Raw genomic sequence first — 23,657 nt, forward strand, 5'->3', positions numbered from 1 at the left:
TGGCGCTGCCAAAAATGCCACAATAGGCCTGTCAAGCCCTTGGTTTTGCTGGACCTGAAGGCAGCGCTTGGGTAGATTTGGCCCAAACGGGGCGAGCATGATCCCGAAAATTGAGGCAGTACCAGATGTTTCCCGAGCGGTTTGCGAACCTACCGGCCTATGCGTTTCCGCGCCTGCGGAGCCTGCTTGACGCCCATGCGCCGGGCGGCGAAGTGGTGCATATGACGATCGGCGAACCGCGCCACGAATTTCCACGCTGGATTGTCGATGTGATCGCGGAATATGCCGACGGGTTCGGGCAATATCCGGTCAACGAGGGCATGCCCTCCCTGCTGGAGGCGGCGGCGGATTGGGTCGGGCGGCGCTATGGTGTGACGCTTGATCCGGGCAACCGCGTGATGGCGCTGAACGGCACGCGCGAAGGGCTTTATAATGCGATGATGGCGCTTTGCCCCGAGAAGAAGCGGGGGCTGAGGCCGGTCGTTCTGCTGCCCAATCCGTTCTATCAGGTCTATATGGTTGCAGCCCTCAGCGTGGCGGCGGAGCCGGTGTTCCTTAACGCGACGCGGCAGACGGGGTATCTGCCTGATTTCGGAGCGGTCAGCGACGAGGTGCTGGACCGGGTGGCGGTGGTCTATCTCTGCTCGCCGTCCAATCCGCAGGGCGCAGTGGCGGACCGGGCCTATTGGGCCGATCTGATCGGGCTAGCGGAGCGCCACGATTTCCGCATCTTCGCCGATGAATGCTATGCCGAGATCTATCGCAACACGCCGCCGGTGGGTATCCTGCAGATGGCGCAGGAGATGGGCGCGGATCCCGAGCGGATCGTGGCGTTTCACAGCCTGTCGAAACGGTCGAACCTGCCGGGGCTGCGCAGCGGTTTTGTCGTGGCGGGACCAAAGAGCATTGCGGCCATGAAGCAGTTGCGCAATTACGCGGGCAGCCCCCTGCCGATGCCCTTGCAGCACGCGGCGGCGCGGCTCTGGGCCGACGAGGCGCATGTGATCGAGAACCGCCGCCTCTATGCCGGGAAATACGCGGTGGCGGATGAGATCATGGGCAATCTGCCGGGCTATCGCAGTCCTGAGGCGGGGTTCTTTCTGTGGCTGCCGGTCGAAGATGGTGAGGCGGCGGCGCTGCGGCTCTGGCAGGAGACCGGCGTGAGGGTGCTGCCCGGAGCCTATCTGGGGCAGGAGGCCGGGGGCGACAATCCCGGCAAGGGTTATATCCGGGTCGCCATGGTGGCCCCGAAGGACGAGATGGCGCGCGGGCTCATGCGCCTGCGCGACTGTCTTTACGGATGAGCGAGGACGAGGGACCAAATGGCATATCAGACGCGCGGACGTGATCCTTTGCTGGACAGCAGAATGGCCGAAGCCATCGAGAAACGCGGCAAGGAACTGCTGGGGCTGGCGCTCATAGTGCTGTCGGCCATGGCGGCGGCCATGGTGCTGTCGTACAGCCCGGACGATCCAAGCTGGATATCTGCCACGGATGCGCCGGTGCAGAACTGGATGGGCCGTATCGGATCTACGGTTGCCGCGCCGCTGTTCATGATCATCGGCTGGGGGTCATGGGGGCTTGCGATCGTGCCCGGCGTCTGGGGGGCGCGGTTCGCGTTGCACCGGGGCGAGGAGCGCGCGGTGGGGCGGCTCATCTTTGCGCCGATATGGCTGGCGGTTCTTGCGCTTTATGCCGCGTCGCTGACACCGGGAGCGGGCTGGGCGGCGACCCATAGTTTCGGGCTGGGCGGGTTGTTTGGCGATACGGTTCTGGGCACGCTGCTGGGGGTGCTGCCGGTCGGCGCGAGTCTTGGGCTCAAGCTCTTGTCGCCGGTTCTGGGTGTGGTGATGCTGGTGCTTGGCGTCTTTGTGCTGGGCTTTACCCGGTTGGAACTGCGCCGGATCGGGAGGTTTCTGCTGGTCGGGATGATCCTGACCTATGCCGCGACGCGGACGCTGCTGGGTATCGGCGCGGGGGGGGCTGCGCGGGCTGGTCAGGTGATGCAGGCGCGGCTGGCCGACCGGCGGGAGCGCCGGGCGGAGGCGGTCGAGATCAGGCGTGCAGAGCCGGTGTTGCGAGGCGCGCGGGTGCGCCGGTCTGTTGACGCGCCGCAGGTGGACGAGGATCGCACGCCCCCGATGCGGGAGAAGCCGGGCGGATTGCTGGCGCGAATGCCGATGTTGATTCGCAAACCCGACCGGATGCCCGAGCCGGAACTGGTTGAAACCGCCGCATATCAAGGCATGGCCGAGATCCCCGGCGATGACCGTATCCGGGCGAAGATTTCCAATGTGATCCGCGCGCGGCGGCTAAACCCTGACACGGAGGTCAGCGCCGTTGCGCCCCTGACCAAGGGGAGGGGGCGCGGGCCCGATCCGCTGATCCTGAAAGCCGCGCCGCGCCATGGTCTGCCGCCTGAGCCGCCGCTGACCGCGCGCCATGCGGCGGCGGCGTCTGCGCCGATGCGGAACGCGGTCATCGAGGCGGACGATGACGGATATGACCCCGATGCGGAAGACGACTACGATTTGGACTATGCGCCGCAGCCCTTGGCAGGTGCTGCGCGCATCCCTCTGGCCGAGCCGCGCAATCTGGTGCAGACCGGCCCCCGCAAACCCGCGCAACCCTCGGCGCGCGCGATGGCCGAGGTGCAGCCGACGCTGCAATTCGATGAGCCGTCGCAGCCGAAGTATGAATTGCCGCCGCTCAGCCTGTTGTCGGACCCGGCCCGGATCGAGCGGTATCATCTGAGCAATGACGCGCTGGAGGAGAATGCGCGTATGCTGGAGAGTGTTCTTGATGATTACGGTGTCAAGGGCGAGATCGTGAGCGTGCGCCCCGGACCCGTGGTCACGATGTACGAGTTGGAGCCCGCGCCGGGTCTGAAAGCGAGCCGGGTCATCGGTCTTGCCGACGATATCGCACGGTCAATGTCGGCGCTCAGTGCGCGGGTGTCGACGGTGCCGGGGCGGTCGGTGATCGGGATCGAATTGCCCAATGACAACCGCGAGATGGTTGGCTTTCGCGAGATCTTGTCGAGCCGCGCCTATGGCGACGGCAATCAGCGCCTGCCGCTGGCGCTTGGCAAGGATATCGCCGGGGATCCGGTGGTGGCCAATCTGGCCAAGATGCCGCATTTGCTGATTGCAGGGACGACCGGGTCGGGCAAGTCGGTGGCGATCAACACGATGATCCTGAGCCTGCTTTACAAGCTGACGCCCGAGGATTGCCGGATGATCATGATTGACCCCAAGATGCTCGAATTGAGCGTCTATGACGGTATTCCGCATCTGATGAGCCCGGTGGTGACCGATCCGAAGAAGGCCGTGGTCGCGCTCAAATGGGTGGTGGCCGAGATGGAGGACCGCTATCGCAAGATGTCCAAGATGGGCGTGCGGAATATCGACGGCTATAACGGGCGCGTCGAGGATGCGCTGTCGAAGGGCGAGATGTTCAGCCGCACGGTGCAGACGGGATTCGACGACGAGACCGGCGAGCCGGTGTTCGAGACAGAGGAATTCGCGCCCGAGAAGATGCCCTATATCGTGGTGATCGTCGATGAGATGGCGGATCTGATGATGGTGGCAGGCAAGGAGATCGAGGCCTGCATCCAGCGTCTGGCGCAGATGGCGCGGGCGTCCGGCATTCATCTCATCATGGCCACGCAGCGCCCGTCGGTGGATGTGATCACCGGCACGATCAAGGCCAATTTCCCGACTCGGATTTCGTTTCAGGTGACCTCGAAGATCGACAGCCGCACCATTCTGGGGGAAATGGGGGCCGAGCAGCTGTTGGGCATGGGTGACATGCTCTACATGGCGGGGGGTGGCAAGATCATCCGCTGTCATGGGCCTTTCGTCAGCGATGAAGAGGTCGAGGAGGTGGTCAATCACCTCAAGGCCTATGGGCCGCCCGAATATCTGGGCAGCGTGTTGCAGGGCCCCGACGAGGATAGGGCCGACAGCATCGACGCGGTGCTCGGTCTGGGCGGCGGTAATTCCGATGGCGAGGACGCTCTTTACGATCAGGCGGTCGCGATCGTGATCAAGGATCGCAAGTGCTCGACCTCCTATATCCAGCGCAAACTGGCCATCGGCTATAACAAGGCCGCGCGGCTTGTCGAGCAGATGGAGGACGAGGGTGTGGTCAGCGGCGCCAACCATGTCGGCAAGCGCGAGGTTCTGGTGCCCGAGCCGCAATAGGCGGCGAGGTGCCAGGGCGTGAAAATTTTTGCACCCCGCAGAGGTGAAATGCCCGGCGGGGCATCATACATAGGCATCATGAAACAGATGCGATTCCTGATGGTGCCCGCCCTATGGCTGGCGATGAGCCTGCCAGCGGCGGCGGAAAAGCTGTCACTGCGCGAGATTTCCACCTATCTCAACAGTCTGGGCACCGCGCGAGCGCAGTTTACCCAGATCAACGAGGATGGCACGATCAGCACCGGCCAAATCCTGATCCGGCGTCCCGGTCGGGTGCGGTTCGAGTATGATCCGCCCGAGGCAGCGCTGGTTGTGGCTGACGGGGCGACGCTGGGCATCATCGATCCGCGCTCGAATGATGGGCCGCAGGGCTATCCGCTGAACCGCACGCCGCTCAGTATAATTCTGGCGCGCAATGTGGATCTGACGCGGGCGCGGATGGTCACCGGCCATGTCAGCGACGGAACCAGCACCACGGTCCGGGCGCAGGATCCGGACAATCCCGACTATGGCAGCATTGACCTGGTGTTCACCGCTAATCCGGTCGAATTGCGGCAATGGGTGATCAATGACAGTGGTGGCAGTCGAACCACGGTGGTGCTGGGAGAATTGCAGACCGGAGTTCAGCTTGCGGATGAGAATTTCGTCATTCCCGGTCGGGACAGGATGCGGATCGACCGCTAGGGGCGCCGGTCTTCAGACCAAGCCGCGCCCCTGCCGACACTGACTCAGCTGTGCGTGATAGACCTGCGCGCGAATATCCGCGTCATTCGCGACGCGCAGCAGCCACGGCTTGCCATTGTGGCTGCCGCGAGCAAAGCCGGTGCGCCCCTCGTGATAAGCAAGATACTGGTTGCGCGCGTCGTTCAGCGGGATCGCAAGCCGCTCGCTGGATTTGGCCATATACCAGCCGATGAAATCCGCAGCGTCATGGATATCGGTGCGCCGCGCGCCACGGCGGCCGGTATCGGCGCGATACTCGTCCCATGTGCCATCGAGCGCCTGGCTATAGCCAAGGGCCGAGCTCTGCCGGCCCATCGGGATCACCCCGAGCGTGAAGCGGTAGGGGGTGCGTGCATCGCTGATGAATCGGCTTTCATGATAGATCGTCGCCATCTGCACATGTGCGGGTACGCCCCAGCGGCGTTCCGATGCGGCGAAGGCGCGCCCGTATTCGGGTCGTTCGCGCAGGATTTCGCAGGCGTTTTCAAGGTTGCGCGGTGCCGTGCCATAGCCGGAGCCGCCTCCGCAGGAGGCCAGCAACAACAACAGCATGAATGCGCGAAGAGTTCTGCTCATCTGCCTCTCGCTTTCTTTTTTTTGCACAAGTGTAATGGAAACCACCCGGAGGGGAAATCACGAATTTATCAGTGTCGCCCGGTTTTCGCTGTCGAGGTTGGGTTCACAGACTGTTTCCCGCATCATTGCTCCGAGGATTGGACAAACAGCCCTTGAAACGGTAAATATGTGTGGTAGGGGCTAGTGCGAAATGATCAAGACGCGTGCAAAATATTACCTGGGGCAAGTGGTCCGTCACAAGAAACATCCCTTTCGGGGGGTGATCTTTGACGTCGATCCGCAATTTTCCAATACCGAGGAATGGTATGCCTCGATCCCCGAGGATAGCCGTCCATCCCGGGAGCAGCCGTTCTATCACCTTCTGGCCGAGAACGAGCAGAGCTATTACGTGGCCTATGTCAGCGAGCAGAACCTTGTCGCCGATTATTCCGGAGAGCCGGTGGATCACCCGGATATCCCGGATCTCTTCGGGCCCTTCGAGGACGGGCACTATCCGCTGCATTTTCAGCTGAATTGAAGAACAGATGAATTTGCACCCACCCTGCGTGCGACCTGCCGCTGGGGTGGGTGTCAACCTGCCAACCCCTCAGTAACCCAAGGCGCAACCATCCTTGCGCGGATCGCTGCCGCCCTCCAGCACGCCGTCCTCGTGAATCAGGATCGCCTGCGCACCGCCGATGGCCTCGGGCGGGGTGATCACCTGATGCCCCAGATCGGCGAGACGCTGCGCCACCTCCGGCGCATAGCCGCGTTCCAGCTTGAGTCCGGCCGGATCGGCAAAGGCGCGTGGCGCGTCGACGGCCGATTGCGGATCCATCCCGAAATCGCGCAGGTTCGAGACCATTCGTGCATGGCCGGTCGATTGATACGAGCCACCCATTACGCCAAAGGGCATGGTCACCCGGTCTCGTTCGGTCAGCATGCCAGGGATGATCGTGTGCATGGGACGTTTGCCGCCCGCCAGCTCGTTGGGGTGTCCCTCTTCAAGGGTAAAGCCAGCGCCGCGGTTCTGCAGCAGCACGCCGAACTTCTCCGACGCGATGCCTGAGCCGAAACCGTGGAAGATCGAATAGATCAGCGAGACCGCCATGCGGTCGCGGTCCACCACGGTGATGTAGATCGTGTCGCGATGCACAGCTTCGGTCAGCGGTTTCGCGGCGGGCATGGCGCGTTTGGGGTCGATCAGCGCGGCAAGGCGCGCCGCCGTCTCGGGGGATAGCATGTAGTCGAGTTTGGTCGTGTGATCGGGATCGGCGATGAAGCGGTTGCGTGCATCATAGGCCAGTTTTGTGGCCTCGGCCTCGATATGGGTGCGTTCTGCGCCAAAGGGCTCCATGCCCGCGATGTCGAAATGCTTGAGGATATTCAGCAGCAGGATCGCCGTGGCCCCCTGACCGTTGGGCGGATGCTCGACCAGATTGGTACCCTTGTAGTCGCCGCTCACGGGCGTGGTGTAATCGCAGCGCTGGGCGGCGAAATCCTCTGCGCTGTGAGCGCCGCCCGTTGCGTTGAGCGCGGCCAGCATATCCTCGGCCACCTCCCCTTCGTAGAATGCCGCACGGCCGTCGCGGGCGATGCGGCGCAGCACCTCGGCCTGACCGGGGGCGCGAAAGATCTGCCCTGCTCTGGGCGGCGCGCCCGTGGGCATGAAATGGGCGATGCCATGGCCCTGAAGCGCCTTGCCCGCAGTCGGCCAGTCAAAGGCCACGCGGGGTGCGACCGGCACGCCCTCTTCGGCATAGCGGATCGCCGGGGCGAGCAGCGCGTCGAGGCCAAGTTTTCCGTGATCCGCGCTGAGTTGGCAAAAGGCGTCGATCGCACCGGGAATGGTTACCGCATGGGCGCTGTGCAATGGCACGGTGTCATGTCCCGCGACGCGCAGCGCGGCGGCCGAGGCGGCGGCGGGCGCGCGGCCCGAGCCGTTGAGCGCGTGGATGGTCTGGTCGCGGGGCCGGTTGAACAGCACAAAGCAATCGCCGCCGATCCCGGTCATCTGCGGCTCGCAGATACCCAGTAGAACGGCCCCGGCAATCGCCGCATCCATCGCATTGCCGCCGCGTTCGAGAATGTCGATGGCGGTTTTGGCGGCCAGCGGGTGCGAAGTGGCGCACATGCCATTGCTGGCAAAGGTGGCCGAACGACCGGGCAGGTGGAAATCACGCATGTCGGGTTCCTTGTGTCATCAATCGGGATGACACTAGGGGTTGCGTGGGGATTTGCCAATCGGGGGATGCGAGCAATCAAGAACCTCGGTGCCGCGCATTGGGTGGGGGCTAATTCACGCGACACCGAGGGAAGCCATATGCAGCTACGGGATCATGGATTGCACTGGTCTGCGGCGGCAGTTTGATCGGATTGCGGTGAGATTAGGGCGGTCACACGTCATGGTTGTTTTTCCGAGCATCAAACGTGAATTCGAGTGTCAGGATGTTTTCATCGCCGGTTCGCGCGTAGCAAAGCCCGTCGGTCAGGTGGCGAATCAGGAACCAGCCAAATCCGCCCTCTGGCAGGGTGTCGCGCGCCACATCGGGATCGGGCGGATCGTCATCGGGCAGCGCCATGTCTGGCAGTGGCGTGCCCCGGTCGCGCAGGGTGCAGCGCAGCCGGTCGCGAGTCAGGACCACTGCCAGCCGGATTTCACCCGGCCGATCCGGGGCGTAGGCATGTTCGACGATATTGTTCAGGGCTTCGGCCAGCGCCAGTTCGACAGTGCTCAGAAGATCCGGCGGCATTTTTCGCGCGGCAAGGCATGTGCGCAGGTTGGCCAGGGCCGCGCGCACCGCCATTTCCGTGGCGGCGAGGCTGAGGGTGAAATCCGGCGGTCGCATCCGTGATGTTACCGTGATCATTCCCGTGACATGGCGGGATTGCACCGCATGGCGTTGCCGGTCACCCGGTGGCGCGCGGTGCGAGGGCACGGATATCCTCGTGAATGACAAAAACCCTGTCCATTCGGGTCAGCCGGAACACCCTTGCCACGTCTGGCGTCAGTCCCGCCAGATCGAGATGCCGGTCGCCCCCCATCTGTGTCTTCGCGGCGACGATGGCCCCGAGGCCGCTGGAATCCACGAAGGTGACATTGCTCAGGTCCAGCACCACATGCGCCGGACCCTCTGCGGTGGCCGCGCGCATCGCATCCTTGAACCGGACGGCGGCGGCGGCGTCGATACGCGGCTGACTGACGGTGATTATGTGCATGTCATGATGCGTTGCAGAATGCAGGTCCATGGTCCCTCCGGCCGGATACGTAGTAATACAGGCAAGGCTAGACGTGATTCCTTACCATTCGGTATGCAGCAACAGGTTCTGGAGGAGGCAAGGCGATGAGAGAGGTGGTTATAGCCGGGGCGGCACGCACCCCGATGGGCGGCTTTCAGGGTGATTTCGACGGCGTTCCAGCGGCGGAACTGGGCGGGGCCGCGATTCGCGCGGCGCTGGCGGATGCGCGCGCGACCACGGTGGACGAGGTGCTGATGGGCTGTGTGCTGCCCGCAGGTCAGGGGCAGGCTCCGGCGCGGCAGGCCGGGTTCCTCGGCGGGCTGGGCGAGGAGGTGCCCGCCACCACGCTCAACAAGATGTGCGGGTCGGGTATGAAGGCGGCGATGATGGGCTATGACCAGATTGCGCTGGGCCATGCGGAGACGATGATTGCGGGCGGCATGGAATCGATGTCGAACGCGCCTTACCTTCTGCCCAAGATGCGCGGCGGCGCGCGGCTGGGGCATGCGCAGGTGGTCGATCACATGTTCCTCGACGGGCTGGAGGATGCCTATGACAAGGGCCGCCTGATGGGCACCTTTGCCGAGGACTGCGCCGAGAAGTTCCAGTTTACTCGGCAGGCGCAGGATGACTATGCGCTCGGCTCGCTTGAGGGCGCGCTCGAGGCGCAGCGGTCTGGCGCTTTCGAGGGCGAGATCACGCCGGTCACGATCCGTACCCGCAAGGGCGAGGTGACGGTCAGCACAGATGAACAGCCCGCCAAGGCGCGACCCGAGAAGATCCCGCAACTGAAACCCGCCTTTCGCGAGGGCGGCACGGTGACGGCGGCCAATTCATCTTCGATCAGCGATGGCGCGGCGGCGCTCGTGCTGGCCTCGCGTGCAGCAGCCGAGACGCAGGGCCTCAATGTCCGCGCCCGGATCATGGGGCATGCCAGCCACGCGCAGGCGCCTGGCTGGTTTACCACGGCCCCGGTTCCCGCCGCGCAAAAGCTGCTGACACGGCTGGGTTGGGACATCGGCGATGTCGATCTCTGGGAGGTGAACGAAGCCTTTGCCGTGGTGCCCATGGCCTTCATGCACGAGATGGGCCTGCCGCGCGACAAGGTGAACGTGAATGGTGGCGCTTGTGCGCTGGGTCATCCTATCGGGGCCTCGGGTGCGCGGATCATGGTCACGCTGTTGAACGCTCTGGAAAAGCGGGGTCTCAGACGCGGTGTCGCCGCCATTTGCATTGGCGGTGGCGAGGGGACGGCGATTGCGATAGAGCGGGTTTGATTTCATCTGGCTGAAAATACCTCGGGGGTGCGGGGGCTGGCCCCCGCTTTGCCGCCCGTCACGCAGGAGCGCCCATGCGGATTGATTACGACGCCATTTCCGGGACCATCGCCGCGCTGACGGCGGGTGAGACCGATACGGTCGCTCTCATGGCCACGGTGGTTTGCGAGTTGCACCATGCCGACGACCGGTTTGACTGGACCGGGTTTTACCGCGTAACCGGGCCGGAAATGCTCAAGATCGGCCCCTATCAAGGTGGGCACGGGTGTCTGACGATCCCGTTCGCGCGCGGCGTCTGCGGAGCGGCGGCGCGCACCGGCGAGGTACAGCTGGTTGACGATGTCGAGGCATTTCCGGGACATATCGCCTGCGCCGCATCCACCCGGTCCGAGATCGTTCTGCCGGTATGGAACGGGGCGGGCGCCTTGCTGGGGGTTCTGGATATCGACAGCGATCAACCCGCCGCCTTTACCGAAGAAGATGCCGCGAGGCTGGCGGTGATTCTCGCGCAGGTTTTCGGGCGGCTCTGAAACGCGCGGCGCAGCACCCGGTCGGGGCGGCGGGATTTGGGTATTTGAGCCAGGAAGAAGCTGTAGCTGCGCGTGAAATTAGAGTTGATTTTTTCACTGAATTGCTGGAACGTGAAATTCTGATAATTTTTTTCATGGAAGCCGAGTCGGAATGGAACAATCCCGGATCACATCCGCGCGGACGCTTGGGGCTGACCTGCGCGCCCTGCGCAAGGCGCGGGGGCTGACGCTTGCCGGACTTGCGGCACGGTTGGGCCGGTCGGTGGGCTGGCTCAGCCAGGTCGAGCGCGATCTGTCGGAGCCGTCGATCAGCGATCTGCGGCAGGTGGCCGAGGTTCTGGGCGTGCCGATGTCACTGCTCTTTGGCCATGCGAGCGCGCCGGCTGAGGAACAGGGCTATGTGGTGCGTGCCGGGGCGCGGCGACCGATGGGATCGGGCGAGGAAGGGTTGATCGAGGAACTTCTGTCGCCCGACCTGACCGATGATTTCGAGGTGATTCATTCCACGTTTCGCCCCCGCTCGAAGATGCAGCGCCCGGCGCAGCGTCCGACGCAGGAGGTGGGCTATATCCTGTCCGGGCGTCTTGATCTGACGATCGGGGGGCGGCGATTCACCGTGGGTCCGGGTGACAGTTTCCGCTTTCGCGGCGAACCCTATGCCTGGGCCAATCCCTATGACACCCCCTGCGTGGCGATCTGGGTGATCGCTCCGCCGGTCTATTGAGAGGGCGATTCCCGATATCTGGCCGAAGCGGGGGATGGCCGCCCCAGTCGTGATCCATGGTGCGGCATTGGCAGCGCCGAAAAACTGCGGAGGGAATCATGCACAAAGGTTCGTGTCTGTGTGGAGACGTGACATTCATCGTGAGCGCACCGCCTGAGGGGGCGAGCGTGTGCCATTGCGGGCAGTGCCGCAGGCAATCGGGGCACCTGTGGGCCTCGGCCTATGTATCGGAGGAGGCGATCGAGGTGCAGGGACCGGTTGCCTGGTATGAGGCGAGCGCGATGGCTAGGCGCGGCTTTTGTCCGCGTTGCGGTTCGTTCCTGTTTTGGAAGGCGCATGACGAGAACACGATGAGTTTCGCGCTGGGGGCACTGGATCTACCCACCGGACTGAAGCTCGAAAAGCATATCTTCGTCGCGGACAAGGGCGATTACTACGACATCGCGGACGGCGTGCCGCAGACGGATTGAGGGAGAAGGCAATGGCGGAGTTTCCAACCACGGCGCGGGTGGTGATCATCGGGGGCGGGGTCGTGGGTGCGTCCTGTCTCTATCATCTGGCCAAGGCGGGATGGTCCGATTGCGTGCTGCTGGAGAAGAACGAGTTGACAGCGGGGAGCACGTGGCATGCGGCAGGCAATGTGCCGACGTTTTCGACCTCATGGTCGGTGATGAACATGCAGCGCTATTCTACGGAACTCTACGCGCGGTTGGGGGGCGAGGTGGATTATCCGATGAATTATCATCAGACCGGGTCGATCCGCCTGGCGCATTCGCGCGAACGCATGCAGGAGTTCGGGCGCGCACGCGGGATGGGCAAGTATCAGGGGATGGATCTGGAGATCCTCGGGCTGGGCGACATTCGGGCACGCTATCCGTTCCTTGAGACGCATGATCTGGTGGGCGCGCTCTATGATCCGAACGACGGCGATATCGACCCAGCGCAGGTAACGCAGGCGCTGGCCAAGGGTGCGCGGGACATGGGGGCGACGATCCTGCGATTTACCCCTGCCACCGGCGTGCGGCGTGAGAATGGGGAATGGATCGTCGAGACCGAGAAGGGTGCAATTCGCTGTGAATACGTGGTCAATGCTGCCGGATATTATGCACAGCGCGTGGGTGAATGGTTCAAGCCCTATGGTGGTCGCACTGTGCCGATGATGGTAATGAGCCATCAATACCTTCTGTCCGAGGAAATCCCCGAGATAGAGGCGTGGACGCGCGAGGCGGGCCACAAGCTGCCGCTTCTGCGCGATGTGGACGTCTCCTATTACCTGCGGCAGGAGAAGCATGGCTTCAACCTCGGCCCCTACGAGCCGCGTTGTCGCGCCCATTGGGTCGACCCGAGCGACCCGATGCCCGACGATTTCAGCTTTCAACTCTGGCAGGAGGATATCGACCGCATCGAGGAGATCGTCACCGACGCCATGGAACGGGTGCCTCTGCTGGGCACTGCGGGGATCAGCAAGGTCATCAATGGCCCGATTCCCTATGCGCCGGACGGGATGCCGCTGCTTGGCCCGATGCCCGGCGTGCCGAATGCCTTCGAGGCCTGTGTGTTCACCTTCGGCATTGCGCAGGGCGGCGGCGCGGGCAAGGTGCTGGCGGAATGGGTGACGGAGGGGGCGACGGAATGGGACATGTGGGCCTGCGATCCGCGCCGCTATACAAATTACACCGATCACGAGTATTGCGTCGCCAAGGGGATGGAGGTCTATGGCCACGAATACGCCATGCATTTTCCCTGGCATAGCTGGCCTGCGGGGCGCAACAGGAAGCTGTCACCGCTGCATGACCGCATCAAGGCGCTGGGCGGGGTGATGGGTGCCTATAACGGCTGGGAGCGGGCCAACTGGTTCGCGCAGCCGGGTGACGACACCTCGGAAGAGGCCACCCAGACCTGGGACCGCGCGGGGCCGTGGGAGTCGCGCATCCGGGAGGAATGCGAGGCGGTGCGCGAGCATTGCGGCGTGCTCGACCTGCCTGGGTTCTCGCGATTCAAGGTGCAGGGGCCGGGGGCTGATGACTGGCTGCGCGGGCTGGCCACGGGGGCCTTGCCCAAGGTGGGTCGCGTGGGGCTGGTGTATTTCGCCGATGAGCGGGGCCGCATCGTCACCGAGATGTCGGTGACGCGCGAGGCAGAGGATCTCTTTGTGCTGGTCACCGCCGCAACAGCGCAATGGCACGACCGCGAGTGGCTGGAACGGCACATGCCCGAGGGGGCGGGTTTCACGCTGGACGACTGGACCGACAGGATGTCGACCCTGATCGTCACCGGCCCCGCGTCGCGCGATCTGCTCCGGCCGCTCACCGATGCCGACCTGAGCCTGCCCTGGCTCAGCTTTCAGGAGACGGCGGTGGCGGGACGGTGGGCCGCCTTGTTGCGGGTCTCCTTCGCGGGGGAACTCGGCTGGGAAATCCATGCGGAAAACGCCGATATCCCGGCCATTTACGAGGCCGTCCTCGACGCCGGGGCCAAGCCTTTCGGCATGTGGGCGCTCAACTCCCTGCGCATCGAGAAGGGCTATCGCGCGTGGAAGGGGGACCTCTCGACCGATTACTCGCTGCTCGAGGGCGGGCTGGAGCGGTTCGTGAAATTCGACAAGCCGCAGAATTTCCCCGGCAAGGCGGCGCTAATGGCCGAGAAGCAAAGGGGCGTGAAGAAGCGGTTTGTGACCCTCATCGTGGCGGCGGATGCGGCGGATGCGCCCTATATGTCGACGCTCTGGCACGAGGGACAGATCGTGGGCGAGACGACGAGTGGTGCCTGGGGCTACCGGGTGAATGCCTCGGTAGCGCTCGGGATGCTGCGTGCCGATCTGGCGGTTCCGGGCACGAAGCTGGAGGTGGAGATCTACGGCGAACGGTTCCCGGCCACGGTGCAGCCCGACGCGCCGCTCTGGGATCCGGCAAACGCGAGGCTGCGTGCGTGACCCTGCCCGCCACCATGCGCGGCGTCACCCTCACCCGCCACGGCGGGCCCGAGGCGCTGGCGTGGCGCGAGGATATCCCCGTGCCGCGCCCCGGGCCGGGCGAGGTGCTGCTGCGCGTGCGGGCGGCGGGTGTTAACAACACCGATATCAACACGCGCGAGGGCTGGTATGCGGCGGAGGTGACGGGGGCTACGGGCGAGACCGACGCGGGCGTCGAGGTCGGGGGCTGGTCCGGGGCGTTGCGCTTTCCGTTGATCCAGGGCGGCGATCTCTGCGGCGAGGTGGTGGCGCAGGGGCCGGGCGTCACCGCCCCGGCCCTCGGGGCGCGCGTCACCTGCCCCATCAACATCCCCCGCCCGACGGACGAGAACCCGGTGGCCTTCGTCGCCCTCGGCTCGGAGATCGACGGGGCGTTTGCCGAATATTGCCTGATGCGGGCGGACGACCTGCATGACATATCGGGCGCGCCGCTGTCGGACGTTGAGGTCGCCGCCATGCCCTGCGCCTTCGGCACCGCACTCGGGCTTTTGGACCGGGCCGGGGTAAAGGCGGGGCAGGAGGTGCTGATTACCGGGGCGTCGGGCAATGTCGGCCTCGCAGCGGTGCAGCTTGCCGCGCGGATGGGCGCGCGGGTGACGGGCATCGCCGCGCCCTCCAAGGCCGAGACCGTGCGCGAAGACGGCGCGACGGAGGTGATCGCCCGAGACGCCTCTTTGCCCGAGAACCGCTTTCACGCGGTGATCGACCTTGTTGGCGGCCCCGCCTTTGCATCGCTCATCGGCGCGTTGCGTCCCGGCGGGCATTATGCCGTGGCGGGCGCCATTGCAGGGCCTATGGTCACAGCCGATCTGCGGCGCATCTACCTGCGCGACATCACGCTGCACGGTTGCACTTTTCAGTCGCCAGAAGTCTTTGCCCGTCTGATGGAGATGCTCCGCGCCGGCCGCTTGCGCCCCCGTATCGCCGCCACCTACCCACTGCATGAGATCGCCCGGGCCCAAGCGGATTTCCAGACGAAGGTCCATGCCGGGAAACTGGTGCTTTTGCCGCCGGAGGTCGAAGAATGACCGAAATCACATTGCTCGATGGTTCCATCGGGCAGGAATTGGTGAAACGTTCGGGCGACAGGGCGACGCCGCTCTGGTCGACGCAGGTGATGATCGACCATCCCGAGATCGTGCGCGAGGTTCATGACGCCTATTTTGCAGTCGGCGCGACGGTGGCCTCGACCAATACCTATGCGGTGCTGCGCGACCGGCTGTTGCGGGTGGAATTGCAGCACGAGGTGGCGCGGCTCACCGATGTGGCGGTGCGCGCGGCGGTGGCGGCGCGCGATGCGCATGGGTCGGGTCGGGTGGCGGGCGCGATCGGGCCGCTGGTGCAGTCCTATCGCCCCGACCTCTGCCCGCCTGCCATCAAGGCGGCGGCGCTCTATGCCGAGAATGTGGCGCTGCTCAAGGACCGGGTGGATCTGATCCTGCTGGAAACCATGGCCTCGGTCGATCAGGCGCGCGGAGGGCTCATGGCGGCCAAGGCCAGCGGGTTGCCGGTCTGGCTGGGCGTGACGGTGATGGACGAGGACGGCACGCGGCTGCGCTCGGGCGAGGGGTTGGGCGATCTGGCTGGGCTGGTGGTCGAATTTGCGCCCGAGGCGGTGCTGATCAACTGCACGCGGCCTGAATCCGTGGCGGCGGGGCTGGAGATCGTCCGGCATTTCGGTCGTCCCTTCGGGGCCTATGCCAACGGCTTCAGTTGCATCAGCGCCGGGTTCCTGACCACGGCGCCCACGGTCGATGCGTTGGAGCAACGAACCGATTTGACTCCCGCCGCCTATGCGGAGTTTGTCATGGGCTGGGTGGATCAGGGGGCCAGCATTGTTGGCGGTTGTTGCGAGGTGGGGCCGGATCACATCGCGGAACTGGCGCGGCGGCTGTGTGCGGCGGGGCATGAGATTGTCTGAGGTCTTCATCTGGCCGGAAATACCTCGGGGGTGTGGGGGCAGCGCCCCCACCCTCGCCACTTTCATCATCGTTTCATGGGGTTATGAATGACCAATCTTCCAACTCGGGCCCGTGTGGTCATCATCGGCGGTGGCGTCGTGGGCTGTTCTGTCGCCTATCATCTGACCAAGCTGGGCTGGACCGATGTGGTCCTCTTGGAGCGCAAGCAGCTCACCTCGGGCACCACATGGCATGCGGCGGGGCTGATTGGACAGTTGCGCGCCAGTGCCAACATGACGCGGCTCGCACGCTATTCGGCGGAGCTTTACATGGGGCTGGAAGAGGAAACCGGGATTGCTACGGGAATGCGGCAGGTGGGATCGGTCTCGGTCGCACTGACGGGGGAGCGGCTGGAGGAACTCAATCGCAATGCCGCCATGGCCCGCGCCTTTGGCGTGCCGGTGGAGGAGATGAACACGGCAGAGATCAAGGAGCGGTATCCTCATATCAACCTTGAGGGCGTCACGGGCGGTGTCTGGCTGCCCACGGACGGGCAGGCGGATCCGGCGAATATTGCGCTGGCGCTGGCCAAAGGGGCGCGCAACCGGGGCGCACGGGTGCAGGAGCGGGTCAGGGTCACGGGCATCGCGCGGACGGGCCGTCGCGTGACAGGCGTGGACTGGCGGGCCGAGGATGGCGGTGCGGGCCACATCGCTTGCGAGATGATCGTCAACTGCGCGGGCATGTGGGGGCATGAGGTGGGGCGGATGGCAGGCACCAATGTGCCGCTGCATGCCTGTGAGCACTTCTATATCGTGTCCGAGCCGATTGCCGACCTCACGCAACTGCCCGTCCTGCGGGTGCCCGATGAATGCGCCTATTATAAGGAGGACGCGGGTAAGATCATGCTGGGCGCGTTCGAACCGGTTTCAAAACCCTGGGGGATGAACGGCATTCCCGAGAGTTTCGAATTCGATCAGCTGCCCGAGGATTTCGACCATTTCGAGCCGATCCTGGAGGCGGCGGTGAACCGCATGCCGATGCTGGCGGAGGCGGGGATTCATACGTTCTTCAACGGACCCGAGAGTTTCACGCCGGATGATGCCTATCATCTGGGGCTGTGTCCCGAGATGGACAATGTCTGGGTGGCGGCGGGGTTCAACTCGATCGGCATTCAGAGTGCCGGGGGGGCGGGCCATGCACTGTCGCTCTGGATGGATCAGGGTCAGAGGCCGTTTGATCTGGGCGATGTGGATGTGGCGCGGATGCAGCCCTTTCAGGGCAATAAGCATTATCTGTTCGAACGCTCCAAGGAGACATTGGGCCTGCTTTATGCCGATCACTACCCCTACCGACAGAAGGCCACGGCGCGCGGTGTGCGGCGAACGCCGTTTCATGCGCAATTGCTGGCCCAAGGTGCTGTCATGGGGGAACTGGCGGGTTGGGAGAGGGCGAACTGGTACGCCGAGGCCGGGCAGGAGCGGGAGTATCGCTATTCGTGGAAGCGGCAGAACTGGTTTGACAATGCCGCAGCGGAACATCGGGCCATTCGCGGCGAGGTGGGCCTCTATGACATGTCGAGTTTCGGCAAGCTGCGGGTCGAGGGGCGGGACGCCGAGGTGTTCCTGAACAATGTTTGTGGCGCGGAGATGTCGGTGCCCGTGGGGCGGATCGTCTATACGCAATTTCTGAATGAGCGCGGCGGAATTGAGGCGGATGTGACGGTGACGCGGCTTGCCGAGACCGCATATCTGGTTGTCACACCCGCGGCGACGCGCCTGGCGGATGAGATATGGCTGCGGCGGCATGTAGGGGATCTGAGCGTTGTCATCACCGATGTGACGGCGGGTGAGGGGATTCTGGCGATAATGGGACCGAACGCGCGCGATCTGATGCGGGCGGTGTCGCCCGGCGATTTCTCGAACGCGGCGCATCCCTTTGGCCATGCGCGGCAGATCGAGATCGGCATGGGGATCGCGCGAGCGCACCGGGTGTCCTATGTAGGTGAACTGGGCTGGGAGATCTATGTGAGTGCCGATATGTGCGGTCATGTGTTCGAGGTGCTGCATGAGGCGGGCGCGGATCATGGCATCCGGCTCTGCGGGATGCATGCCATGGACAGTTGCCGGATCGAAAAGGCATTCCGGCATTTCGGCCATGACATCACCTGCGAGGATCATGTGCTGGAGGCAGGTCTGGGGTTTGCCGTCGGGATGGGCAAGGCGGCGTTCATCGGGCGGGACGCGGTGATGCGCAAGAAGGATGAGGGCCTCGAGCGGCGGTTGGTGCAGTTTCGCCTGACCGACCCCGAGCCGATGCTCTATCACAACGAGCCGTTGCTCAGGGATGGCGAGATCGTGGGCTATCTGAGTTCAGGGGCTTACGGGCATCATCTGGGGGGCGCGATCGGGCTGGGCTATGTGCCATGCAAGGGCGAGAGTACCGAGCAGGTGTTGGCGTCTTCCTATGAGGTGGATGTGGCGGGGCGCCGGGTGAAGGCGGAGGCGTCGTTGCGCCCCATGTATGATCCCAAGTCGGAGCGCATGAAGGCGTGAGACGGAGTGGGGGGCCAGCCCCCCACGCCCCCCGAGGTATTTCGGGCCAGATCAAAGCGGGAGTGGTGTCTTTGCGGAGGCTCGTGTAAGGCGCGGGCATGTCCGATTACGACCCGCCCACCGATCCCCTTGAGGTGCTGCATGACGATCACGAGATCGTTGTGGTGAACAAGCCTGCCGGTCTGCTGAGCGTGCCGGGCAAGGGCGAGCATCTGACGGACTGTCTGATGGCGCGGGTCAGGGATGTGTTTCCCACGGCGCTTCTGGTGCATCGGCTGGACCGGGATACGTCGGGGGTGGTGATCTTTGCGCTGACGCCCCACGCGCAGCGGCATCTGGGGCTGCAGTTCGAAAAGCGGCAGGCGCGCAAGAGCTATGTGGCGCGGGTCTGGGGGCGGCTGGAACCGAAAGAGGGCGTGGTTGATCTCCCGCTCGTGGTGGACTGGCCCAACCGGCCCTTGCAGAAGGTCTGCCATGAGAGCGGGCGCGCGGCGCTGACCGAATGGCGGGTGATCAGGCAGGAGGCGAATGAGACGCGGGTTCGGTTGAGTCCCATGACGGGGCGCAGCCATCAGCTCCGGGTGCATATGCTGGCCCTGGGTCATCCGATTCTGGGCGATCCGCTCTATGCGTCGGGAGAGGCGCGCGCCCATCCGCGGCTGATGCTGCATTCCGAGGAGTTACGCCTGCGTCATCCCGACGGGGGTGCGGGGGTGAAGTTTCGTGCCGGGGTGCCGTTCTAGCGCCGCATCACCCGGTCAGTGAGGTTGAGGCGCGCGGCGAGGATCGGCTGCAATACCTCTGCGAGGTCGGGTTCGCGCCGCATCATCTCCTGCACTTCGCTGAGCCTGTTGGCCGCCACCAGGCTGAGCGCGTCCATGCGCAGGCTGCCATCGGGGTGACGGGGCAGGTGGGTGACCGGCTGGATCAGGTCCGGCGCGGGATCGGTGACGAGGCGGGCAAGCGCGCCCGCGTCGAGTGTCGTTTCGACAAAGGCATAGAGACCGACGCCACGGGCGGGCAGCGCATAGGTGCAGAGTGCGAGATCATGCACCTGCGGATGCGCCATGAGCGCTGCACGCAGGGCGGGGCCGTCCCGTTCCGCCCGGTCCTCGGTGCCCTCGCCATCGGACCAGTTCATGAGGCGGCGGGTGACGAAATTGTAGGCGCGCTTGCCGGTGGCCATCCACAGCCGCGCGGGCAGCGATTTCTGCGCCAGCAGGCGGAGTTCCGAGGCGGTCAGCAGATGCGGCGCATAGGCGCGCTTTTGCTTCAGCAGGTGGCGCAGATCCTCGCGCGCCATGAGCCGGAAGACGAGGCCGCGGCGGCGATGGGTGGAGGCGAGCTGAAAGTCGATCACCGCCGCGCGCCCCTCTGGCGTCATCAGCCAGTTCTGCGGCTTGGCGATGTCGTTATGGGTGACGCCCGCGCGGCGCATTTCACGCAGCAGGCGCTTGGCGTCCTTGTACCATGCGGGGTCGGCAGGTCTGGCCAGATGCAGCGGCGTGCCGCTGGTCCAGCTGCGCAGGAGGCCGGTGCGGTCGGCGCGGATGAGGATCGGGCAGCCCTCGATCCCCTGAACCGCGCGCAGCCCCCGGATTTCCTTGCGCGCCAGCCACCAGGCCAGCGGCCGGGCATAGCCGGGCACGCCATCGAGCCTGCGCAACACGACCGGGATATCGGGATAGCCTTCGAGATGCCCCGAGATCGTTTCGGAGAACACATCGCGCTTGTGTACGGTTTCGGGCACAAAGGCGGCGCGGGCAGGATCGGGGGTGTCGGTCATGGCGCGGGTGTAGAGGGTTTTGGGCGCGGGGGGAAGATCGGGCGTCAGAGGCGGTTCCAGCCCTCGGGGATCAGATCGGGATTCGAGAGTCTGGGCGTGCCGAACCAGTTTTTCGGCGCGATCACCCGCTTGTCAGGACCGGGATTGAGCCACGCCCCCCACCATGAAAAGGTGGAGTTGGCGATCACGTGATGCGCGCAGCGGGACATGAGGTGCAGATCGAACGGGCCGCGCGCCTCGTCGTTGATGTCCACCACGACCTGTTCCTGTCCGAGGGCGAGGTTATCGCGTGCCCAGTCGGGATCGTTTGAGAAGATGAAGCAGGTCAGCGGTTGGCCAAGGTCGTACGCCAGCGTGGCAATCGCCTGCTGGTAGTATTCGGGCGGGCAGGCGACATAGCTGCCCGATGCCAGATAATCGCCGCGCCGGACATGAACCGAAACCGGGCAGGCGGCGTCGGCGATGCGCGCGGCCATGTTGGCATTGGCCGGGTCGAGCGGTGTGGTGAAGGTGAGATCCCTGCGCAAGCGCTCGAGGATGGGGGCAAAATAGTGCTCGGATTGCCAGTAGCCGTGCAGATAAGTGTTTCTGGGCAGGTCGAAGAAAGCGGGATCGAAGCCGAGGAACCTCTCGCGCCGAAAGCGCGGGTTGCGGCCAAAAAGCCGCCAGAGGCCATAACGCAGCAGCCCGTCGGATTTGGCGGGGGGCAGGGGCGGCTCTTCGGTGAAGCGCGTGCATTTGAAATGGCCGAAACAGTTGGCCCTGCCGCCACCCACGTAGCGGGTATCGAGTTGCAGTGCCACGCCAAGATGATCGGCAAGCGCACGACCTGCGGCATATTGAAAGAGCTGATTGCCCGCCCCTCCGAAAAGCCGCGAGATGATCCGCGCCTGGGTCACGAAAAACCACTCCCGGGTTGCGCTGCACTGCGCTTTGAAAACTTCATTACGCGTCGTCGGTAGAAGCTGCGCGCAACTTCGCGAAACAGGCGTTGTCGGAGCGTCCTGGGGCGACCTTGAATGGTTGAACCCTCAAGCTGATCCGAGATGGTGCGAACGCCGGCGGGATAGATGACGCCCGGACGCAACCGGGTGTGCCAGTGACTTTGCACGAATGTATCGACGGGGCGATCGAAAACGTCGGACAGATGCAACAGATGCCGCGCGGCCTTCTGGCTTACAAGCTGGGTTGAGGCGCGCAGCGGCGTCACCACGGGTATGCTCAACATGCTCCCGGCGCGTGTGTCGATAAGGTTTCCCCTCTGGTGTGGCATCCGGTTCTGAAGCTGGATATAGCCGAGAGCGGCTATATGGGTCACGGCCAAGGACAAGGCGTGGCCAAAAATCTCGGTATCGAGCGCAACGTCGTCTTCGAGGATCAACCCGTAATCCAGATTGCGGCGCACGATCTCGGCCCAGATCTGGCGGTGGCTGAGAAAACAGCCGATCTCGCCAGCCCTGAGCGAAAAGGGGTAGGCAGGCGCGAAGAGGTCCGCGCCGACCGTCACGGCAAGGTCGGTAGAGGACATGGCGGCACCATCGACGGCCGACCATATCTCGCCTGCCAGCCCGCAGGCCGCGAGAAGGGCGTGCGCATTGTCGCGCCGTGCTGTGGCACGCGCAAGATGCAGGACAAAGGCGTGCCCGTCCATTGTCCTCAGGCGTCCGGTGTCCAGCCCGAGACGGCCTTGACCTCGAGAAAATCCTCGATGCCCCATTTGCCGCCCTCGCGGCCGTGGCCGGATTGTTTCATCCCGCCAAAGGGCGAGCCCGCAGAGCGCGATTTGCCGTTCATTTCCACCATGCCCGAACGCAGCGCGCGCGCAAGGCGGTTGGCGCGGGCCGGGTCGCCGGTCTGAACATAGTTGGTCAGGCCATATGGCGTGTCATTGGCGATGGCGATGCCCTCTTCTTCGGTGTCGAAGGGGATGATCGAGAGCACGGGGCCAAAGATTTCCTCGCGAGCGATAGTCATGTCGTTGTTCACGTCGGCAAAGACCGTGGGTTTGACAAAAAATCCCCGGTTGAGGCCATCGGGCCGCCCTGTGCCGCCAGCGACGAGACGCGCGCCCTCGTCGATGCCTTGACGGATGAGATCCTGAATCTTGTTGAATTGCGTCTCGTTGACAACAGGGCCGATATGGCGGCCTGACTCGGACGAGGGGCCGACCTTGATCGACCGCGCCACTTCGGCGGCCTCTTCGACGGCACGGTCATAGCGCCCGCGTTCTACCAGCATCCGGGTGGGGGCGTTGCAGGACTGACCGGTGTTGTTCATGCAATGCAGCACGCCGCGCTTGACCGCCTTTTCATCGGCATCGGCAAAGATGAGGTTCGCGCCCTTGCCGCCCAGTTCCAGGCTGACGCGCTTGAGCGTGTCGGCGGCGGATTTCGAGATCAGTCTGCCCGCCCGGCTGGAGCCGGTAAAGCTGATCATGTCCACATCGGGATGCGCGGTCAGTTGGCTGCCGACGCCCGCGCCATCGCCGTTGACGAGGTTGAATACGCCCTTGGGCAAACCCGCCGCGTCGACAATCTCGGCAAAGATAAGCGCGTTGAGCGGTGATTCCTCGGAGGGTTTGAGGATCATTGTGCAGCCCGCCACCAGCCCGGCGATCACCTTGAGCGTGACCTGATTCATCGGCCAGTTCCAGGGCGTTATCATGCCCACGACGCCAACGGCCTCGTGGATGATCCGGTCATTCGGGGCATGGTCGCCAAGGGGTTCATCGAAAGGGAAGTCACGCGCGGCCCGGATGAAATTCGAGATATGCCAGGTGCCTGCGCCGACCTGTTGTTCGCGCGACATGTCGATGGGGGCGCCCATCTCGAGGCTGATCGCCTGTGCCAGATCTTCGGTGCGGGTCTTGTAGACCTCTAGAATTTTCTCGGCAAAGGCGATACGCTCGGCAGGTGGCGTCGTCATCCATGCCGGGAATGCGGCGCGGGCGGCGGCGACGGCGGCGTCGGTATCGGCCTGTCCACCAAGCGAAATGATCGCGCAGGGTTCTTCGGTCGAGGGGTTTATAACGACGTGGTCGTTGGCCGTAGAGGGCTTGACCCAAGCGCCGTTGATGTAGAACTGACGTTTCCCGATCATGGTGTTGACCTCCTGCAATTTGGCGGCACTGTGTCAGGGGTGATGGCGACCTGCAAGGTTGGAAATCGAGAGATGATGGAAGATTTGATCA

Annotated in this window: 21 protein-coding genes; 13 read left to right on the plus strand and 8 right to left on the minus strand. The window is 64.2% G+C overall.

Features of this window, described 5'->3' with window-relative positions:
• Nucleotides 1–125: 125 nt before the first annotated feature.
• The 3 genes from BSG08_RS10700 to BSG08_RS10710 all read left to right on the plus strand — a co-directional run bounded on the left by BSG08_RS10700 (nucleotide 126) and on the right by BSG08_RS10710 (nucleotide 4,889).
• Nucleotides 126–1,304, plus strand: coding sequence for an aminotransferase class I/II-fold pyridoxal phosphate-dependent enzyme (locus BSG08_RS10700; RefSeq protein ID WP_093036360.1), 1,179 nt, complete (start codon nucleotides 126–128; stop codon nucleotides 1,302–1,304).
• A gap of 18 nt (nucleotides 1,305–1,322) precedes the next feature.
• Nucleotides 1,323–4,205 carry a DNA translocase FtsK gene (locus tag BSG08_RS10705; RefSeq protein ID WP_093036363.1) on the plus strand — a complete coding sequence of 961 codons (2,883 nt, stop codon included), beginning with the start codon at nucleotides 1,323–1,325 and terminating at the stop codon, nucleotides 4,203–4,205.
• A 78-nt stretch (nucleotides 4,206–4,283) separates the two neighbouring features.
• The gene (locus tag BSG08_RS10710; protein WP_093036366.1) at nucleotides 4,284–4,889 is read left to right on the plus strand and encodes a LolA family protein; all 606 of its coding nucleotides are present in this window, start codon (nucleotides 4,284–4,286) and stop codon (nucleotides 4,887–4,889) included.
• Between the two features lie 12 nt (nucleotides 4,890–4,901).
• Here the strand turns inward: BSG08_RS10710 and BSG08_RS10715 are convergent, their stop codons facing one another.
• Nucleotides 4,902–5,504, minus strand: a complete 603-nt coding sequence (locus tag BSG08_RS10715) for a transglycosylase SLT domain-containing protein (RefSeq protein WP_093036369.1) — start codon at nucleotides 5,502–5,504, stop codon at nucleotides 4,902–4,904.
• A 190-nt stretch (nucleotides 5,505–5,694) separates the two neighbouring features.
• Here BSG08_RS10715 and hspQ point away from each other — a divergent pair, with 190 nt between their 5' ends.
• Nucleotides 5,695–6,021, plus strand: a complete 327-nt coding sequence (gene hspQ / locus BSG08_RS10720) for a heat shock protein HspQ (protein WP_093036372.1) — start codon at nucleotides 5,695–5,697, stop codon at nucleotides 6,019–6,021.
• Between the two features lie 69 nt (nucleotides 6,022–6,090).
• Here hspQ and BSG08_RS10725 read toward each other — a convergent pair whose 3' ends face one another.
• The 3 genes from BSG08_RS10725 to BSG08_RS10735 all read right to left on the minus strand — a co-directional run bounded on the left by BSG08_RS10725 (nucleotide 6,091) and on the right by BSG08_RS10735 (nucleotide 8,732).
• Nucleotides 6,091–7,668: a gamma-glutamyltransferase family protein gene (locus BSG08_RS10725; RefSeq protein WP_093036374.1), complete on the minus strand. Its 1,578-nt coding sequence runs from the start codon at nucleotides 7,666–7,668 to the stop codon at nucleotides 6,091–6,093.
• 211 nt (nucleotides 7,669–7,879) lie between these two features.
• Nucleotides 7,880–8,422, minus strand: a complete 543-nt coding sequence (locus BSG08_RS10730) for an ATP-binding protein (protein ID WP_245770665.1) — start codon at nucleotides 8,420–8,422, stop codon at nucleotides 7,880–7,882.
• A complete protein-coding gene (locus BSG08_RS10735; RefSeq protein ID WP_093036377.1) occupies nucleotides 8,394–8,732 on the minus strand; it encodes an STAS domain-containing protein in 339 nt (112 codons plus the stop codon). The genes BSG08_RS10730 and BSG08_RS10735 overlap by 29 nt, the downstream gene beginning before the upstream one ends.
• 95 nt (nucleotides 8,733–8,827) lie before the next feature.
• Here BSG08_RS10735 and BSG08_RS10740 point away from each other — a divergent pair, with 95 nt between their 5' ends.
• The 9 genes from BSG08_RS10740 (at nucleotide 8,828) to BSG08_RS10780 (ending at nucleotide 19,424) form a co-directional block, all read left to right on the plus strand.
• The gene (locus BSG08_RS10740) at nucleotides 8,828–10,000 is read left to right on the plus strand and encodes a thiolase family protein (protein ID WP_093036380.1); all 1,173 of its coding nucleotides are present in this window, start codon (nucleotides 8,828–8,830) and stop codon (nucleotides 9,998–10,000) included.
• Nucleotides 10,001–10,074: 74 nt separating this feature from the next.
• On the plus strand, nucleotides 10,075–10,530 hold the full coding sequence (locus BSG08_RS10745; RefSeq protein WP_093036383.1) for a GAF domain-containing protein: 456 nt from the start codon (nucleotides 10,075–10,077) through the stop codon (nucleotides 10,528–10,530).
• Between the two features lie 151 nt (nucleotides 10,531–10,681).
• On the plus strand, nucleotides 10,682–11,254 hold the full coding sequence (locus BSG08_RS10750; RefSeq protein ID WP_093036387.1) for a helix-turn-helix domain-containing protein: 573 nt from the start codon (nucleotides 10,682–10,684) through the stop codon (nucleotides 11,252–11,254).
• A gap of 98 nt (nucleotides 11,255–11,352) precedes the next feature.
• A complete protein-coding gene (locus BSG08_RS10755) occupies nucleotides 11,353–11,724 on the plus strand; it encodes a GFA family protein (RefSeq protein WP_175544760.1) in 372 nt (123 codons plus the stop codon).
• Nucleotides 11,725–11,735: 11 nt separating this feature from the next.
• On the plus strand, nucleotides 11,736–14,186 hold the full coding sequence (locus BSG08_RS10760) for a GcvT family protein (RefSeq protein WP_093036390.1): 2,451 nt from the start codon (nucleotides 11,736–11,738) through the stop codon (nucleotides 14,184–14,186).
• Nucleotides 14,187–14,188: 2 nt separating this feature from the next.
• Nucleotides 14,189–15,253 (plus strand): zinc-binding dehydrogenase, encoded by a 1,065-nt coding sequence (locus tag BSG08_RS10765; protein ID WP_093036801.1) that lies wholly within the window; start codon nucleotides 14,189–14,191, stop codon nucleotides 15,251–15,253.
• On the plus strand, nucleotides 15,250–16,146 hold the full coding sequence (locus tag BSG08_RS10770) for a homocysteine S-methyltransferase family protein (RefSeq protein WP_093036393.1): 897 nt from the start codon (nucleotides 15,250–15,252) through the stop codon (nucleotides 16,144–16,146). Before BSG08_RS10765 ends, BSG08_RS10770 begins: the two co-directional genes overlap by 4 nt.
• 87 nt (nucleotides 16,147–16,233) lie before the next feature.
• Nucleotides 16,234–18,681, plus strand: coding sequence for a GcvT family protein (locus BSG08_RS10775; protein WP_093036396.1), 2,448 nt, complete (start codon nucleotides 16,234–16,236; stop codon nucleotides 18,679–18,681).
• A 98-nt stretch (nucleotides 18,682–18,779) separates the two neighbouring features.
• Nucleotides 18,780–19,424 carry an RluA family pseudouridine synthase gene (locus BSG08_RS10780; RefSeq protein ID WP_093036398.1) on the plus strand — a complete coding sequence of 215 codons (645 nt, stop codon included), beginning with the start codon at nucleotides 18,780–18,782 and terminating at the stop codon, nucleotides 19,422–19,424.
• On the opposite strand, the gene BSG08_RS10785 is transcribed toward BSG08_RS10780, so the two are convergent.
• The 4 genes from BSG08_RS10785 to BSG08_RS10800 are packed head-to-tail and all read right to left on the minus strand — an operon-like array spanning nucleotide 19,421 to nucleotide 23,566.
• On the minus strand, nucleotides 19,421–20,467 hold the full coding sequence (locus BSG08_RS10785) for a serine/threonine protein kinase (protein ID WP_093036401.1): 1,047 nt from the start codon (nucleotides 20,465–20,467) through the stop codon (nucleotides 19,421–19,423). The two genes, BSG08_RS10780 and BSG08_RS10785, sit on opposite strands and share 4 nt — an antisense overlap.
• A gap of 44 nt (nucleotides 20,468–20,511) precedes the next feature.
• The gene (locus BSG08_RS10790) at nucleotides 20,512–21,366 is read right to left on the minus strand and encodes an alpha-1,2-fucosyltransferase (protein ID WP_245770666.1); all 855 of its coding nucleotides are present in this window, start codon (nucleotides 21,364–21,366) and stop codon (nucleotides 20,512–20,514) included.
• On the minus strand, nucleotides 21,363–22,118 hold the full coding sequence (locus tag BSG08_RS10795; RefSeq protein WP_093036403.1) for a glycosyltransferase family 25 protein: 756 nt from the start codon (nucleotides 22,116–22,118) through the stop codon (nucleotides 21,363–21,365). The genes BSG08_RS10790 and BSG08_RS10795 overlap by 4 nt, the downstream gene beginning before the upstream one ends.
• A gap of 5 nt (nucleotides 22,119–22,123) precedes the next feature.
• The gene (locus BSG08_RS10800) at nucleotides 22,124–23,566 is read right to left on the minus strand and encodes an aldehyde dehydrogenase family protein (protein WP_093036806.1); all 1,443 of its coding nucleotides are present in this window, start codon (nucleotides 23,564–23,566) and stop codon (nucleotides 22,124–22,126) included.
• Nucleotides 23,567–23,657 lie beyond the last annotated feature (91 nt).

It is taken from the genome of Roseovarius azorensis (assembly GCF_900109455.1).
GTDB classification, from domain to species: Bacteria; Pseudomonadota; Alphaproteobacteria; order Rhodobacterales; family Rhodobacteraceae; genus Roseovarius; species Roseovarius azorensis.

Coding starts and splice junctions, on each gene's coding strand:
- BSG08_RS10750 (WP_093036387.1), top strand. CDS start 10,682: ATGGAACAATCCCGGATCACATCCGCGCGGACGCTTGGGGCTGACCTG.
- BSG08_RS10760 (WP_093036390.1), top strand. CDS start 11,736: ATGGCGGAGTTTCCAACCACGGCGCGGGTGGTGATCATCGGGGGCGGG.
- BSG08_RS10780 (WP_093036398.1), top strand. CDS start 18,780: ATGTCCGATTACGACCCGCCCACCGATCCCCTTGAGGTGCTGCATGAC.
- BSG08_RS10785 (WP_093036401.1), bottom strand. CDS start 20,467: ATGACCGACACCCCCGATCCTGCCCGCGCCGCCTTTGTGCCCGAAACC.
- BSG08_RS10705 (WP_093036363.1), top strand. CDS start 1,323: ATGGCATATCAGACGCGCGGACGTGATCCTTTGCTGGACAGCAGAATG.
- BSG08_RS10735 (WP_093036377.1), bottom strand. CDS start 8,732: ATGGACCTGCATTCTGCAACGCATCATGACATGCACATAATCACCGTC.
- hspQ (WP_093036372.1), top strand. CDS start 5,695: ATGATCAAGACGCGTGCAAAATATTACCTGGGGCAAGTGGTCCGTCAC.
- BSG08_RS10700 (WP_093036360.1), top strand. CDS start 126: ATGTTTCCCGAGCGGTTTGCGAACCTACCGGCCTATGCGTTTCCGCGC.
- BSG08_RS10800 (WP_093036806.1), bottom strand. CDS start 23,566: ATGATCGGGAAACGTCAGTTCTACATCAACGGCGCTTGGGTCAAGCCC.
- BSG08_RS10740 (WP_093036380.1), top strand. CDS start 8,828: ATGAGAGAGGTGGTTATAGCCGGGGCGGCACGCACCCCGATGGGCGGC.
- BSG08_RS10710 (WP_093036366.1), top strand. CDS start 4,284: ATGAAACAGATGCGATTCCTGATGGTGCCCGCCCTATGGCTGGCGATG.
- BSG08_RS10795 (WP_093036403.1), bottom strand. CDS start 22,118: ATGGACGGGCACGCCTTTGTCCTGCATCTTGCGCGTGCCACAGCACGG.
- BSG08_RS10775 (WP_093036396.1), top strand. CDS start 16,234: ATGACCAATCTTCCAACTCGGGCCCGTGTGGTCATCATCGGCGGTGGC.
- BSG08_RS10770 (WP_093036393.1), top strand. CDS start 15,250: ATGACCGAAATCACATTGCTCGATGGTTCCATCGGGCAGGAATTGGTG.
- BSG08_RS10755 (WP_175544760.1), top strand. CDS start 11,353: ATGCACAAAGGTTCGTGTCTGTGTGGAGACGTGACATTCATCGTGAGC.
- BSG08_RS10745 (WP_093036383.1), top strand. CDS start 10,075: ATGCGGATTGATTACGACGCCATTTCCGGGACCATCGCCGCGCTGACG.
- BSG08_RS10715 (WP_093036369.1), bottom strand. CDS start 5,504: ATGAGCAGAACTCTTCGCGCATTCATGCTGTTGTTGTTGCTGGCCTCC.
- BSG08_RS10725 (WP_093036374.1), bottom strand. CDS start 7,668: ATGCGTGATTTCCACCTGCCCGGTCGTTCGGCCACCTTTGCCAGCAAT.